Source organism: Micromonospora sp. NPDC047074 (assembly GCF_040643815.1).
In the GTDB taxonomy this organism is placed as follows: Bacteria; Actinomycetota; Actinomycetes; order Mycobacteriales; family Micromonosporaceae; genus Micromonospora.
This window is the reverse complement of record NZ_JBEYVB010000007.1, coordinates 1-13,509: the sequence shown is the minus strand read 5'-3', so window position 1 is coordinate 13,509 and position 13,509 is coordinate 1. Positions and strand designations below refer to the sequence as shown.

The following is a 13,509-nucleotide window of genomic DNA, read 5'->3' as shown; positions in this document are numbered from 1 at the left end:
CGTGAACCCCCAACCCCGCCCCGTGCGCGAGTAGCCGGGGACGACAGGTGACCGGGGTGACCGGGAAACGCCGGGCCGGAATGACCGCCGGCCTCGGATCGTTACATCCCCCGGGACCGCCCCCTCCATCCGAGGCGTGGCGCACCCCTTCTGGCTTGACCTTTCCCTCACCCGCAACACACCCCACCCCCCTGCGGGGTGTGTCGCGTACCCCCGATCGAAAGGTGCTCTCATCATGCGTACCGATCTGATCCGTAAGACCGCTCTGACCGTGGCCGGGCTCGCCGTCACCGGCGGCGCCATCGCCGCCCCCACCACCGCCGCGTTCGCCGCCCCCGCCGAGAAGCCGGCCACGCCCGTCCAGGCCGACCGCAAGCAGGCCGACCGCAAGCACAGCGAACGCGAACTCGACGTCCGCTACGAAGCCCAGCCCAACTTCTACTACTGCGGCCCCGCCGCCGCCCGCAACGCCCTCAGCGTCCAGGGCAAGAACATCGACGTCGACGGCATGGCCCAGCGCATGGGCACCACCGAAGCCGGCACCAACTCCATCAACGACATCACCCCCGTCCTCAACAAGGAAACCGGCAAGGACGCCTACCAGTCCGTCGAGATCCCCGGCACCAAGGCCGACGACAAGCAGACCGACAAGCTGCGCACCGACATCGTCACCGCCATCGACGAAGGCCACGCCATCGTCGCCAACATCGCCGGCACCGCCACCGACACCGACGGCACCACCCACTCCTTCGAGGGCGGGCACTACATCAGCGTCGTCGGCTACCGCGACAACGGCAACACCGTCACCATCGCCGACTCCGCGGACCCGAACCAGGCCTCCTACCGGATGAGCGTCGACAACCTCGCCGACTGGATCGCCACCCGCGGCTACACCTCCTGACCCCCCAACAAGCGATAGGAAGGGCCCCTTGCTGACGCCATGCGTCGGCAAGGGGCCCTTCTGCGTCCGGGGGTACGCGTCCGCCCGGTCTTCGGGCCGGAGCGTTGGTAGCGTCGGACGGCGTGACGACCCCCACCCCCGGCGGTGCCCCGGACGAGTACTGGCGACGGCCCGACAGCACGCCGGAGCTGCCCAGGACCCCGGCAGCGCCGACGCCGGGCCCACCGCCCCGAGGCGGCTACGCGGGTCCGCCCACCGCCACCCCGCCCCCGGCCGGATGGCGACCGCCGGTGCACCTACGACCGCCACCACCCCGGCAGCTGCCTCCGCAGGACATGGCCGGGCTCGACGGGGCGGAGCAACGCGCGCAACAGGTCACGTACGGGATCGGCGCGGTGGCCGGCGTGGTGCTGGTTATCGTCGTCTGCCTGCTCTGTTCACGGATCGTCTTCTGACCGGCCCGATCCCACCGCTGGCAACCAGGGGCGAGGTCAGAGGGTGTTGCCCCAGACGGTCTCGGCACCGGAGTGGCCGGTCAGGTAGACGTAGACGAGGCTGACCACGGCGAGCGCGACCACCACGACCGACAGCACCGGGGTCACCCAGGACGGCAGCTTCGACACCCGCGGGTGCCCGCTCGTCACCGCGAGCAGCAGCAGCGACGCCACGGCCAGCGGCAGCACCCAGCGGAACAGGATGTCGCCGTAACCCGCGTGCTCGGAGATCTGGGCCAGGATCGGGCCCTGCATGCCCCGGGCGACGAAGGCGTCGTTCAGCTCCTCGCCGGACTCGACCGCGACGAACGCGGACACCGGCGCCACCACCGCAAGGATCGCCACCGCCCAGTCCAGCCGGCGCCGGAACCGGGGCAACGCCACGTACGCGACGGCGAGCAGGGCCAGCAACGGTACGAGCACGACGACCGCGTGCACCACGAGCACGTGGGCCGGCAGACCCAGGATCTCCTTGAACATGGACACCTCCGGCGGTACGCGGTCGTGGGATGCCAGCGTACGGGGCTCCCGTCGACCCGCCCAGATCTCCCGCGCCCGCGTACGATCCAATCCACCCCCCGACGGCGGCCCGGCTGTGGCCGAGGCCACCCTTGTCCGGAGGCCGGTTGTCGGTCCCCGGCCCGCGTGCTGTCATTGGCACATGCCCGGTGGCGAGGAACTGCTCCGGTCGAGGGGCCTGCGGGTCACCCGGCCGCGCCTTGCCGTGCTCGACGTGCTGGCCGCCGGCGGGCACCTCGAGGTGGAGGAGATCACCCGCCGGGTCCGTGAACGCCTCGACTCCGTCTCCACCCAGGCGGTCTACGACGTGCTGGGGGCGCTGTCCCGGGCCGGATTGTCCCGTCGTGTCGAGCCGGCCGGCAGTCCCGCCCGTTACGAGGCGCGAGCCGGGGACAATCACCACCACGTGGTCTGCCGCGGCTGCGGCGAGATCGCCGACATCGACTGCGCGGTCGGCAGCGCACCCTGCCTGGACCCGAACACCGCCCACGGGTTCGAGGTCGACGAGGCGGAAGTGACCTTCTGGGGCCTCTGCCCGACCTGCCAGGCCCGTCGCCACGCCGACGTCTGACGGCGAGGCGTGGCAGGCTTGGCCGGTGGACTCCGATGACCTCGGCCTCTTCGGTCCGGGTTCGGTCACGTGGAAGGTGCACGAAGAGCCGATCCTGATCGTCGCCGGCCTACGCTCGCTCTACCTCCAGGCACTGCACCCCCGGGCCATAGCCGGGGTCGCCCAGAACAGCGCCTACCGCTCCGACGCCTGGGGCCGCCTGGTACGCACCTCCACCTACGTGGGGACCACCATCTACGGCACCACCGCGGAGGCCGAGGCGGCCGGTCGCCGGGTACGCCGCCGCCACGCCCGCCTGCGGGGCACCGACCTGTCCACCGGGGAGGAGTTCCGCGTCGACGACCCCGACCTGCTGCGTTGGGTGCACGTCGCCGAGGTCGAGTCGTTCCTCGACACCGCCCGGCGGGCCGGACTGCCGCTGACCGCCGAGGAGATCGACGGCTACTACACCGAACAACGCCGGTCCGCCGCCCTGGTCGGTCTCGACCCGGAGAGCGTCCCGGGCACCGCCGCCGAGGTCGCGGACTACTACCGGCGGATCCGCCCGGAGCTGCGGATGACCCGTGAGGCGGCCGAGACCGCGCTCTTCCTCACCGCGCCGCCGATCCCTTGGAAGCTCAGCCTGCCCGCCCGGCTCGGGCTCAATCTCGGCCCGCCCCGCTGGGCGTACTTCGGCATCGCCGGCACCGCGCTCGCGCTGCTGCCGGCCTGGGCCCGGCGGATGTACGGCGGGCTGGGCCTGCCCACCACCGCGCTCTCGGCCGACCTGAGCGTCCGGGCGCTGCGGCTGACCCTCGCCACGCTGCCCCGCCGATGGCGGGAGGGGCCGATACAGCAGGCCGCCAAGGAGCGCGCCGCCCGGCTCACCGGCGCCCCTGCCTGAACCACCGGCGGCCGGGACTGCCACCCATCCCGCAGCGGCTGTGCGTCGAGGTACCGCCCTCGCCCGCCGCCCGCACCGTCCCCTGGGCACGGCCGCCCGCCGCATCGCGTCGGCGCCAAACCGGGAGACGTGGAGCATGCGGACCTCTTCCGGCCACGCAGGTCTGTGGAACGGTGCCGGTCAGCCCTGGCCGGGCAGCGGGTCGGCGGCCCGCTCGACGGCCGCCCACGGCTCCTTGCCCGGCGTCTGCGCCCCCACCGGGCAGGTGCGCCGGAAGTCGCACCAGCCGCAGCGGGGACCCGGCGTGGTCGGGAAGGCCTGGTCGGGGTCGTCCCCGTCGGCGACCGCCCGCTCGGCGGCCATGATGTCGCGGGCCGTCTCCTCCGCCCGGGTGAGCTGCCGGGCCAGCGACTCCACGGTGTGCTCGTGCGCGGCCACCGTGCCGGTCGGCAGGTGGTGCAGTTCCACCCGGCGGCACGGCCGGCGGAACACCCGCTCGGCGGCGTACGCGTAGAGCGCCAGCGCCTGCGAGCCGCGCGCGTCGTCGGCGTCCAGCCCGGTGCGGCCCGTCTTGTAGTCGACGATCACCAGCTCGGGGCCGTCGGGCCCGGGTCGGGAGTCGATCCGGTCGGCGCGGCCGTTCAGGGCCAGCACGCCGGTCTTGACCGCCACGACCCGCTCCACACCGACCGGCTCGACCCCGGGCTCCAGGGTCTCGACGTAGGACTCCAGCCAGCCCAGCGCCCGCCGGTAGGCCGCCCGCTCCTGCTCGTCGTCGCGGTAGCCCTCACGCACCCAGGTGCCCTTGAGCAGCGCGGCGAGTGCCTCCGGCCGGCGTCGCTCGGGGCTGAGCGCGTACCAGTTCTTCAGTGCGGTGTGGACGCTGGCGCCGAGGGAGTTGTGCGCCCACGGCGGGCCCTTCTGCGGGGCCGGGCGGTCGACGTAGGAGTAGCGGTAGCGCCGGGGGCAGTCGGCGTAGGCACCGAGCCTGCTGGGGGTGCAGACGAAGAGCCGCTCGGGCATGCCCTCGAACCCGAGCTGCTCGGGCTGGTCGCCACGGGGGCGGGGCGCCCGGCCGCCACTGGTGGAGGACCGTCCCGCTGAAGAGGCTCGCCGCACACCGTGATCCTGCCATCCGCCCCCGACACATCCGGGCGGCGGTCAGGTCATGTTGGCGTACTGGGTCACGAACGCGGCGACCGCGTCCGCGATGAGCTGCACCGCGATCGCCGCCAGCAGCAGCCCGGCGATGCGGGTCAGCACCTCGATCCCGCCGGGGCGCAGGATCTTGACGATCCCACCGGAGAACCGCAGCACGATCCAGACGGTGACCATCACGGCCACGATCGCGGCGGCGATGGCCGTGACGTCCGCCCCGCCGTCGGCCTGCTGGACGAAGAGCATAGTGGCCACGATGGCGCCGGGGCCGGCCAGCAGCGGCGTACCCAGCGGCACCAGGGCGATGTTCGAGGTGACCTGCTGGCTCGGGTCGTCGGCCTTGCCGGTGAGCAGCTCCAGCGCCACCAGGATGAGCAGCAGGCCACCGGCGGCCTGCAACGCCGGCAGGTCGACGTGCAGGTAGTCGAGGAGGGTCTGTCCCGCCACCGCGAAGATCACGATCACGCCCAGCGCCAGAGCGACGGCCTGCCAGGCCGCCCGGTTCCGGTCCCGCGCCGGCAGCGGGCCGGTCAGCGCCAGGAAGATGGGCATCATGCCCGGCGGGTCGACGATCACCAGCAGGGTCACGAAGACCTCGCCGAACAGCTTGGCATCCACGTGATCAACGTATCCGCGCCGTCGGAGGCGAAACCACGGATCAGCCGGAAGCGGCCCCGGTCACCCCGCTCGCCTCGGCGATGATCCGCTCGTACGCCTCGGGGTGGGTGGTGAACGCGCCGAGCCGCACGGTCTTGTGGGTGCCGTGGAAGTCCGACGAGCCGGTCACCAGCAGGCCCAGTTCGTCGGCGAGGGCGCGGACGTGGGCCCGCTCGGCCGGTGAGTGGTCCTCGTGGTCGGCCTCCAGCCCCGCCAGGCCGGTGGCGGCCAGGTCGGCGATCAGCTCGTCGGGCACGATCCGCCCCCGCCGGGTGGCCCTGGGATGGGCGAAGACCGGCACTCCGCCCGCCGCGCGCACGAGCCGCACCGCGTGGAAGACGTCGATGTCCTCCTTGGGCAGCCGGTAGCGCTCGCCCAGCCAGTCCGGCCCGAACGCCTCCGTGGTGGTCGCCACCAGGCCGGCCCGGATCAGCGCCTGCGCGATGTGCGGCCGGCCCACCGTCCCGCCGCCCGCGCCGGCCAGGATCTCCGGCCAACTCACGTCGACCCCGTCGGCCCGCAGCAGCGTCACGATCCGCTCGCCGCGCTCCTCCCGGGCGGCCCGCACCCGGGTCAGCTCCGCGACGAGTTCCGGGGCGTCCGGATCGAAGAGGTACGCCAGCAGGTGCAGCGACACGGCCGGCTCCTCGCCGTACCAGCGGCAGGAGATCTCGGCCCCGCGGACGAGGGTGAGCCCGGTCGGCAACGCCTCCAGGGCCGGCGCCCAGCCGGCGGTGGTGTCGTGGTCGGTGATCGCCACGACGCCCAGCCCCGACTCGGCCGCCGCCCGCACCAGCTCGACCGGGCTGAGCGTGCCGTCGCTGGCGGTGGAGTGGGTGTGCAGGTCGATCCGGGGAGTCGCGCTCATCGGCCCGACGCTACCGGCCGACGGCCTGCCCCGGGACGCGGGCACGGTCAGGAACGGCCGACGGTCACCGGCACCGGACGTTGCCCGGGGAGCAGGCCGCTCATCGGGGTGGTCGGTGCCGCTCCGCCGTCGGGCATCCGGCCCGGTTCGACCCGCACCAGGGCGCCCGCGGCGTCGGCGTAGTGCGCCGTCCCCTGCTGCGTCCAGGCCACCGGCCCGGCCAGGGGCGGACCGGCCGGACGCGCCGACGGCTCGGGGGCGAGCCGTTCCAGGTCGATCAGCAGGGCGCGAGGCTTCCCGCCCGCCGTCCCGTTCGCCAGGAGCCACCGCCCGTCGGCGGAGATCGCGCCGTGCCCGTCGCCGCTCAGCGTGGGCCCGCACCCCGTCCGTACCGGCGCAAGATCCCGGGCGGGGTCGAGCAGCGCGAGGCAGGGACGGCGGGGTGTGCCGCCGGAGACCAGGCCGACCGCCAGTCCGTCGGGGCGGATGCCGTAGACGTGCAGGGCCCGGTCACGGGTGCCCCGCGGCGGACCCGCGGCCGGCCGCCACAACGCGTGGCCGGCCTGGTCCGGGTCGAGTTGGATCAGGACGGCGTCCCCGGCGAACCCGACCGGCGCCGCGCCGGGCGACGCCGGGGTGCGGGCGGCGGCGACGATCTGAGTGCCGACGATGCCCGCGGCCACGAGTTCCGACCCCTCCCGCCAGGCGACCTGGCGACCGTCGGGGCTGAGGGTGATCTCCCGCGCTCCGGCCAGGAGCAGGTGCGTCGACCCGTTCGGCAGGACGATCCACAGCGAGCGGCCGGCTGTTGTCGGCCGGCCCACGACCGCCCAGCCGGCCCCGTCGGAGAGTCGTTGGGCACGCTCGGCGGCCGGGGCCACGTCGGGCACTACCAGCCGCTGACCGCCGGTGGTGGCCAGCACGTCGTTGACGATGAGGTCCACCTCGCCGCGACCCACGTCGACCCGCGGAGAGGCCGACAGGTCGGGGGCCGGGTCCGGCAGCGGCGAGGCGTACGGGTCGCCGAGCACCACGGTGGGATGGGTTGGTCGCCCGGGCTGCTGCCCGAGCTGTGCCATGCCGGCGCTTATCGACACCGTGGCCACCGCTGCGAGGGCCAGCCCGGCGACGGTCCGCCGGCGACGGGCCCGGTCGGCCCGCCGGATCGCCACTCCCGCAAAATCGGCGGCGAGCGGACGAGCGAGGGTGACCCGGCGGGAGTACGTGTCCCGTACCGCCTGCTCAAGCTCGTCCTCGGTCACAGCGAATGGACGCGTCGGGCCGCCGGTCCGGTTGTCGCCACGGCCGACCGGACCGCTCACCGGTGCTCCCCGGCGCCGGCCGGTACACCTGGCAGAACGGTCTGCCGGTCGTGCTGCTCGTCCCGGTCGGTACGCGACCCCGCCCCCGCCCGTGCCCCCGAGACCACGGGCACCGGCTCGTCGGTCAGCTCGCCGATCGGCGCGGGTGGCCCGGCGACCGGCGTGGTGATCCTGGTGGCGGGTTCGGCAGGCCCGGTGACGGGCGTGGAGTGTGTGCTGGCCGGCCCGTCGAGGGGCGTACCGGCCGGCCGGGCCGGCACGGGGACCGCCGGCGGGGCGTTCGTCGCCGCGACCACGGCCGCGGCGTCCGCGCCCACCACCATCGTCGGCGCCCGGTCGGCCGTCGACGGACGGACCGGTGCGGCGCCGTCGGCGGTAGCGGGCCGGCCGGTGCCGTCGCGCCGCGAACCCGCGTTGGTGATGGCACCGCCCTGCGGCCGGGCCGGGGCCGGGTCGGTCTCGGACGGCAGGCCGAGGGCGGACCCGGCGCCCATCCGGCGACGCAGGGTGCCCAGGGCGCGCGACGTCTGGCTCTTCACCGTGCCCGGTGAGATGCCGAGCAGGGCGGCTGTCTGCGCCTCGGACATGTCCTCGTAGAAGCGCAGCACGAGCACGGCCCGTTGCCGGCTCGGCAGCGCGCTCAGGTGGCGCCAGAGCAGGTCCCGGTCGAGCTGCTGCTCGATCTCGTCGACCCCGGCCCGTTCCGGCAGCACGTCGGTGGGGCGCTCGCCGTGCCAGCGCCGACGCCACCAACTGGTCGAGGTATTGATCATGACCCGGCGGGCGTACGGCTCGACCGCCTCGATCCCGCCGAGCCGTTTCCAGGCCAGGTATGTCTTGGTCAACGCGGTCTGCAGCAGGTCCTCGGCGGTGGCCCAGTCCCCGCTGAGCAGGTAGGCGGTGCGCAGCAGGGCGCCGGAGCGGGCCGCGACGAAGTCACGGAACTCCTCCTCCAAGGGATCCCTGCTCGCCACCGGTCACCTCCGCACCCCGTCCCCCTGGCAGGTTGCCACGCCCGGAGTGGTCGGGTCGACGGCGAACGGTGCGTATTTCCTCCGATGTTCGGACGAAAAGCTTTACGCCCCGTCGTCGGCCTTGGCCTCGTCGGCCTCCTTGCCCAGCCGCGCCTCGACCGCCTGCGGCTCGTACATCTCCTCGACGACGCGCAGGTAGAGCTCGTTCGGGTTGGGCAGGTTCTTGATCTCGCGCAGCGCCTGCTCCTGGCCGGCGGACTCCAGCACGAACGTGCCGTAGTTGAGCGCCCGGCCGGTCGGGGTCTGCTCGTACTTCATGTCGGTGACCCGGACCAGCGGCATCATCGCCACCCGCCGGGTGATGATGCCGTTGACCACCATCACCCGCTTGTTGGTCAGGATGAAGCGGTCGTACCACCAGTCGGCGACCTTCCAGGCCACCCACCCCATCACGGCGAACCAGAGCAGCACGGCGATCGTGGTGAGCGCGCCGACGTCCTGCCCGGCGAGAAAGCCGGCGAGGTAGCCGAGCACGAAGGTCGCGGCGATGCCGATCAGCAGCGGGGTGGTGAGGTGGATCCAGTGCCGCTTCCACTCGCCCCGGTAGCGCTCGGTCGGGAAGAGGTAGCGCGCCACCAGCGAGCTGGGCTCGTCTTCCAACGGCAGCACGCGGCGTGGCGCCATGCCGGAGGCGTCGGCCCGCAGGCCGGCCAGCTCGTCCTCGGAGATCTGCGGCGGCTGGTAGCCGGCCTCGGGGTCGCGGACCCAGGCCCGACCGGACCGCCCTTCCCCGGCGTACGCCGGGCCGTCGCCGAAGCCGGCGTCGTCCGAGAGGGAAGGGCCGTCGGAGAGGCCCGGACCAGTGCCGTAGCCCGGCCCGTCGTCGGGGCCGATCCGGGGGATCGGCTCCGTGTCTCGGTCTCGCTCCCGGCGTTCACGATCAGGATCGTCCGGGTCGAAGGGTGGACCGGAGGGGCTTCCCATCGGCGGCTAGGCGACGAGACTGGTGAAGAAGTCGCCGAACCCCTGGGCGATGTCCATGATCCCGCCGCCCAGCGACTTGAACACGTCCGCCGCAGAATTTGGCCGGTAGGCGACGAAGAAGATCAAGAATGCGATTCCGGCCCAGGTGAGGACCTTCTTGACCATGGCGGGCCATCCTCTCGCGCGGCGCCGGGTCCCATTACCGCAGCGGCACCCAGAGTATCAGTGTGGTGTCGTACAGTGAATATCTGCGTCCGTTCTCCGACATTCCGGAATCCCTGTCAAGCCCTGGGGCCTGTCAAGCACTGCCGTGCAGATACGGAGACGGTGCGCCGTACACGAGCTCGGGCGGAGTCCACTCGGCAAGGTCGTGCAGCACGACGTCTTCCGCGAGCAGGTGACCCGCACTCGCCGGCCAGGCTATCGCATGGAGCCACAATCCCCGAGCCTCGCCGGCGTACGCGCTTCGATCTGTTGGCGAGTTCACGAGCCACAGTGGAGTGGGATGACCGCCCACCTTGATCCTGGCCTGCCCGACATGCTCCGGATGCCCCGGCCCGGGATCGGTCAACGCCTCCGCGAGTTCCGGGCCCGGATCCGGGCCGGCCAGCCCGGCGAAGCGGTTACCCAGGCCGACGCCCGGCTCCTCGGCCACGAAGACCAGATCGGCGGGGCCACCGCCGAACGGTTCCGGGCCGGCGCAGGCGACGGCGGTGGCGCGCACCCCGGTGCGGTCGTCGCCCGCGTACGCCACGCCGGTCATGGTCCAGCCCGTCGGCAGCGGCCACGGGCACCACAGCGGCGTCGCCGGTCGGCGCGGCGGCTCCGCCCCGGCCGTGATCCGGTCGACCACGCTGGCCACGATCTCGGCCCCGATGTGCTCGGGCACGTGGAGCGGGGAAACCGGCCCGCAGCCGAGGCACCGCGAATCGGTGTGCATCAGGTCCGGCGCCCGCACCGGGCCCCCACATCTCGGACAACTCACCGCGACACTCACCATCCCACCGTCACCCCGCTCCGCCGCCACGTCAAGCGGAGCGCCGGTTCCGGCACCGTCCGGGTGGCGGCGGAGCGGGCCGCGACGGGGCCCTCGACCTCGGCCGATCGTCAGGGCAAGCGCGCCGGACGGGTGCCGGAGGTCGGGCCGCCCACGCCCCGGGCCGCCCGCCGGGGGCGGGCTCCGGAGCCGGACCGGTCGCTCAGCCGGGCGGCGGTCCGGCGTGCGCGCGGATCCAGGCGTGCATCGCGATGCCGCTGGCGACCCCCGCGTTGATCGACCGGGTGGAGCCGTACTGGGCGATGGAGAAGAGCTGGTCGCAGGCGGCGCGCGCCGGCTCGGAGAGGCCGGGCCCCTCCTGCCCGAACAGCAGGACGCAACGCCGCGGCAAGGTGGTGGTCTCCATCGGCCGGGACCCGGGCAGGTTGTCGATGCCGACGACCGGCAGTTCCCGCGCCGCCGCCCACGAGACGAACTCCTCGATCGTCTCGTGGTGCCGGACGTGCTGGTATCGGTCGGTCACCATCGCGCCGCGCCGGTTCCACCGCCGGCGGCCGACGATGTGCACCTCGGCCGCGAGGAACGCGTTGGCGTTGCGGACGACCGTGCCGATGTTGAAGTCGTGCTGCCAGTTCTCGATCGCCACGTGGAAGTCGTGCCGGCGCCGGTCCAGGTCGGCCACCACGGCCTCGTGCCGCCAGTAGCGGTAGCGGTCGACCACGTTGCGCCGGTCGCCCTCGGCGAGCAACTCGGGGTCGTACCGTGGGTCGTCCGGCGGGTCCCCGGGCCACGGCCCCACCCCGACGTCGAGCTGATCTCCGGTCACGCCCACGCAGATTACGGCCACACGACCCACCCCGCCCCGCAGCCCCCCACCCGCGCCCCGCCCTCCCGCCACTCCCGCCCTCCGCCCTCCCGCCCTCCCGTCGCTCCCCCTTCTCGTCGTCGATCTTGCAGTTTCGGCCCTCGATGCGGGCGCATTGCGGCTTTTGCCGGGGCAGCAAGTGCAAGATCGGCGCGGGCTTGGACGGCGGCGGGGGCGGAGGGTGGGGAGGGTGGGACGGGGGGGTCAGCACAGGTCCAAGGCGCCGCCGAGGCGGTCGAGGAAGCGGCGGTCGGCGGGGGCGGGTGGCAGGCCTCGGGGGCCGGCCGCCACACCGCAGACGCGGGCCGCGGCCGACTGCACCCACTGCCGGTACGCGGCAGAGTCGGCGGGATCGGCCCGCCGCCGCAGCACGCGGGTCGCGGCCCGGCAGGTGGCGAGCAGGTCCACCACGTCGGTGCGGTGCTCGACGGGGTCCGCCGCGCCGTCGTGCCGGGCGTAGATGGCAGCGACCACCGCGCGTACGAGATCGCTGTCGAAGGCCCGGCCGGCTGCGACCGCGTCCAGGCCGGCGAGCCCGGCGGCGACACCGGAGCGGGGCCGCCCGGGGCCGGGCGAGGCGGCGGCCACGACCACGCGGCCGGGCAGGGCGGTGAGCAGCTCCCACTCGGCGGCGGAGTAGACGGCGGTGGTCAGCGGTGCGGCGCGGCGGCCGGCAGAGGACGGCTCTCCGGCGACGGAGTGGCTCATGGGGACCTCCGGCGCCAGCATATGCCCCGGATCGGGAAAAGGGCCCCTTCCACCCGGAACCCGGATGAGAAGGGGCCCGCCGGTCAGCGCGGCTCGGGGAAGCTGGGCCGTTCCGGGTCGACGCCCTCGGGGACCGCCGCCGCCGCGTACTCCTTCTTCGGGACCATCACCCGGCGGCGGAAGACGCACACCATGGTGCCGTCCTGGTTGTATCCCCGGGTCTCGACGGAGACCACGCCCCGGTCGGGCTTGGAGGACGACTCGCGCTTGTCCAGCACGGTGGTCTCGCCGTAGATCGTGTCGCCGTGGAAGGTCGGCGCCACGTGCCGCAGCGACTCGACCTCGAGGTTCGCGATCGCCTTGCCGCTGACGTCGGGCACCGACATGCCCAGCAGCAGCGAGTAGATGTAGTTGCCGACCACCACGTTGCGCTTGAACTGGCTCGCCGCCTGCGCGTAGTGGGCATCCATGTGCAGCGGGTGGTGATTCATGGTGAGCAGGCAGAAGAGGTGGTCGTCGTACTCGGTGACGGTCTTACCGGGCCAGTGCCGGTAGACCGCGCCGACCTCGAACTCCTCGTAGTAGCGGCCGAACTGCATCCTTGTCCCCTTCGACGGGCGGCGACGGAGTTCGGCACAGCATGCCTTATGGAGTGTTAAGGCGAGGTGCGGGGCGCGGGGCGTGCGGAAATGTCACACCGCCGCAACCGGGGGGAGACGCAATGAGCGGCGGGGCCCTCCCCGGCACCCGCCGCCCACGCTCTGATGGGGAAGATTCTGCCGCATGGCAAGGCGAACTGAACAGAGACCGAGGTCACATTTACCTTTCCGTAACACTACTCTCCGTCATGCAACGACAGAGGTTCGGCGATCTCCGCACACCAGATAGCAGCTTGTCAACCGCCTGATTGCGCAATCTTGGCGGCCGATCGCGCCGATCGCACTGGAAGCGCTCCCATCACTTCCGGTCACGCAAATGCGTCGTGCACTTGCGTACTGCAACGGACGCGACGAACAACACCGGTCGATGAAGTGCGGGCCGCCCGACGCCGTGCCGGGCGACGTTTCGCCGGAGCTGTGCCGGGAATTCCACGTGGTGCGTCCTGGTTCCACCAGACGTAGCTATTCCGCGCCGATCGGAGACTTTCATGGCAACCGTAGAGCTGACCACGGCAAACTTCGACGAGGTGACCGGCAGCGACGGCATCGTGCTCGTCGACTTCTGGGCCGAGTGGTGCGGCCCGTGCAAGCGGTTCGCCCCGGTCTACGAGCGCTCCTCCGAGAAGCACCCCGAAATCGTGTTCGGCAAGGTCGACACAGAGGCGCAGCAGGAACTGGGTGCCAAGTTCGACATCCGCTCGATCCCCACCATCATGGCGATCCGCGACGGCGTCATCGTCTTCGCCCAGCCGGGCGCGCTCCCCGAGTCCGCCCTGGAGAACCTGATCGAGCAGGTCCAGGCCCTCGACATGGAAGACGTCCGCAAGAAGCTGGCCGAGCACAACCACTGAACCGGCGCTGAACCGGTGTAAGGAAGGGCACCTTCCTAACGCAATGCGTTAGGAAGGTGCCCTTCCTTACACCCGGGCCGCGCGGACGTCGAGGTCTC

At 72.8% G+C, this 13,509-nt stretch carries 17 protein-coding genes; 5 read left to right on the top strand and 12 right to left on the bottom strand.

The annotated features are described in order from the left end of the window. Nucleotides 1-235: 235 nt before the first annotated feature. Nucleotides 236-901 carry a C39 family peptidase gene (locus tag ABZ809_RS12835; protein ID WP_357562626.1) on the top strand — a complete coding sequence of 222 codons (666 nt, stop codon included), beginning with the start codon at nucleotides 236-238 and terminating at the stop codon, nucleotides 899-901. A 122-nt stretch (nucleotides 902-1,023) separates the two neighbouring features. Then, the gene (locus tag ABZ809_RS12830) at nucleotides 1,024-1,356 is read left to right on the top strand and encodes a hypothetical protein (RefSeq protein ID WP_357562625.1); all 333 of its coding nucleotides are present in this window, start codon (nucleotides 1,024-1,026) and stop codon (nucleotides 1,354-1,356) included. Between the two features lie 36 nt (nucleotides 1,357-1,392). Here ABZ809_RS12830 and ABZ809_RS12825 read toward each other — a convergent pair whose 3' ends face one another. Continuing rightward, nucleotides 1,393-1,875: a DUF2231 domain-containing protein gene (locus ABZ809_RS12825; RefSeq protein WP_357562624.1), complete on the bottom strand. Its 483-nt coding sequence runs from the start codon at nucleotides 1,873-1,875 to the stop codon at nucleotides 1,393-1,395. Between the two features lie 181 nt (nucleotides 1,876-2,056). Between ABZ809_RS12825 and ABZ809_RS12820 the strand changes: the two genes are divergently transcribed. Together ABZ809_RS12820 and ABZ809_RS12815 are read left to right on the top strand one after the other, a co-directional pair. Further along, nucleotides 2,057-2,485, top strand: a complete 429-nt coding sequence (locus ABZ809_RS12820) for a Fur family transcriptional regulator (RefSeq protein ID WP_357562623.1) — start codon at nucleotides 2,057-2,059, stop codon at nucleotides 2,483-2,485. 25 nt (nucleotides 2,486-2,510) lie between these two features. Then, a complete protein-coding gene (locus tag ABZ809_RS12815) occupies nucleotides 2,511-3,368 on the top strand; it encodes an oxygenase MpaB family protein (protein ID WP_357562622.1) in 858 nt (285 codons plus the stop codon). A 180-nt stretch (nucleotides 3,369-3,548) separates the two neighbouring features. Here ABZ809_RS12815 and ABZ809_RS12810 read toward each other — a convergent pair whose 3' ends face one another. The 11 genes from ABZ809_RS12810 to ABZ809_RS12760 all read right to left on the bottom strand — a co-directional run bounded on the left by ABZ809_RS12810 (nucleotide 3,549) and on the right by ABZ809_RS12760 (nucleotide 12,500). Then, complete coding sequence (locus tag ABZ809_RS12810; protein ID WP_357562621.1) at nucleotides 3,549-4,487, bottom strand: PD-(D/E)XK nuclease family protein; 939 nt, start codon at nucleotides 4,485-4,487, stop codon at nucleotides 3,549-3,551. A 42-nt stretch (nucleotides 4,488-4,529) separates the two neighbouring features. Further along, nucleotides 4,530-5,144 (bottom strand): MarC family protein, encoded by a 615-nt coding sequence (locus ABZ809_RS12805; protein ID WP_357562620.1) that lies wholly within the window; start codon nucleotides 5,142-5,144, stop codon nucleotides 4,530-4,532. A gap of 40 nt (nucleotides 5,145-5,184) precedes the next feature. Then, nucleotides 5,185-6,051 carry a PHP domain-containing protein gene (locus ABZ809_RS12800; protein WP_357562619.1) on the bottom strand — a complete coding sequence of 289 codons (867 nt, stop codon included), beginning with the start codon at nucleotides 6,049-6,051 and terminating at the stop codon, nucleotides 5,185-5,187. A gap of 47 nt (nucleotides 6,052-6,098) precedes the next feature. Continuing rightward, a complete protein-coding gene (locus ABZ809_RS12795) occupies nucleotides 6,099-7,373 on the bottom strand; it encodes a hypothetical protein (protein ID WP_357562618.1) in 1,275 nt (424 codons plus the stop codon). Further along, complete coding sequence (locus ABZ809_RS12790) at nucleotides 7,370-8,347, bottom strand: SigE family RNA polymerase sigma factor (protein ID WP_357562617.1); 978 nt, start codon at nucleotides 8,345-8,347, stop codon at nucleotides 7,370-7,372. Before ABZ809_RS12790 ends, ABZ809_RS12795 begins: the two co-directional genes overlap by 4 nt. Nucleotides 8,348-8,449: 102 nt before the next feature. Next, complete coding sequence (locus tag ABZ809_RS12785; protein WP_357562616.1) at nucleotides 8,450-9,331, bottom strand: PH domain-containing protein; 882 nt, start codon at nucleotides 9,329-9,331, stop codon at nucleotides 8,450-8,452. Between the two features lie 6 nt (nucleotides 9,332-9,337). Continuing rightward, nucleotides 9,338-9,496: a hypothetical protein gene (locus ABZ809_RS12780; RefSeq protein WP_007455302.1), complete on the bottom strand. Its 159-nt coding sequence runs from the start codon at nucleotides 9,494-9,496 to the stop codon at nucleotides 9,338-9,340. A gap of 133 nt (nucleotides 9,497-9,629) precedes the next feature. Further along, on the bottom strand, nucleotides 9,630-10,331 hold the full coding sequence (locus ABZ809_RS12775; RefSeq protein ID WP_357562615.1) for a DUF6758 family protein: 702 nt from the start codon (nucleotides 10,329-10,331) through the stop codon (nucleotides 9,630-9,632). Nucleotides 10,332-10,530: 199 nt separating this feature from the next. After that, nucleotides 10,531-11,154 (bottom strand): RNA methyltransferase, encoded by a 624-nt coding sequence (locus tag ABZ809_RS12770; protein ID WP_357562614.1) that lies wholly within the window; start codon nucleotides 11,152-11,154, stop codon nucleotides 10,531-10,533. 243 nt (nucleotides 11,155-11,397) lie between these two features. Continuing rightward, nucleotides 11,398-11,922 carry a hypothetical protein gene (locus ABZ809_RS12765; RefSeq protein ID WP_357562613.1) on the bottom strand — a complete coding sequence of 175 codons (525 nt, stop codon included), beginning with the start codon at nucleotides 11,920-11,922 and terminating at the stop codon, nucleotides 11,398-11,400. 62 nt (nucleotides 11,923-11,984) lie between these two features. After that, entirely contained in the window at nucleotides 11,985-12,500 is a 516-nt protein-coding gene (locus ABZ809_RS12760) for a MaoC family dehydratase (protein WP_357562612.1), read from the bottom strand. A gap of 548 nt (nucleotides 12,501-13,048) precedes the next feature. Here ABZ809_RS12760 and trxA point away from each other — a divergent pair. Continuing rightward, nucleotides 13,049-13,411: a thioredoxin gene (gene trxA / locus ABZ809_RS12755; protein WP_357562611.1), complete on the top strand. Its 363-nt coding sequence runs from the start codon at nucleotides 13,049-13,051 to the stop codon at nucleotides 13,409-13,411. Nucleotides 13,412-13,509: the final 98 nt, after the last annotated feature.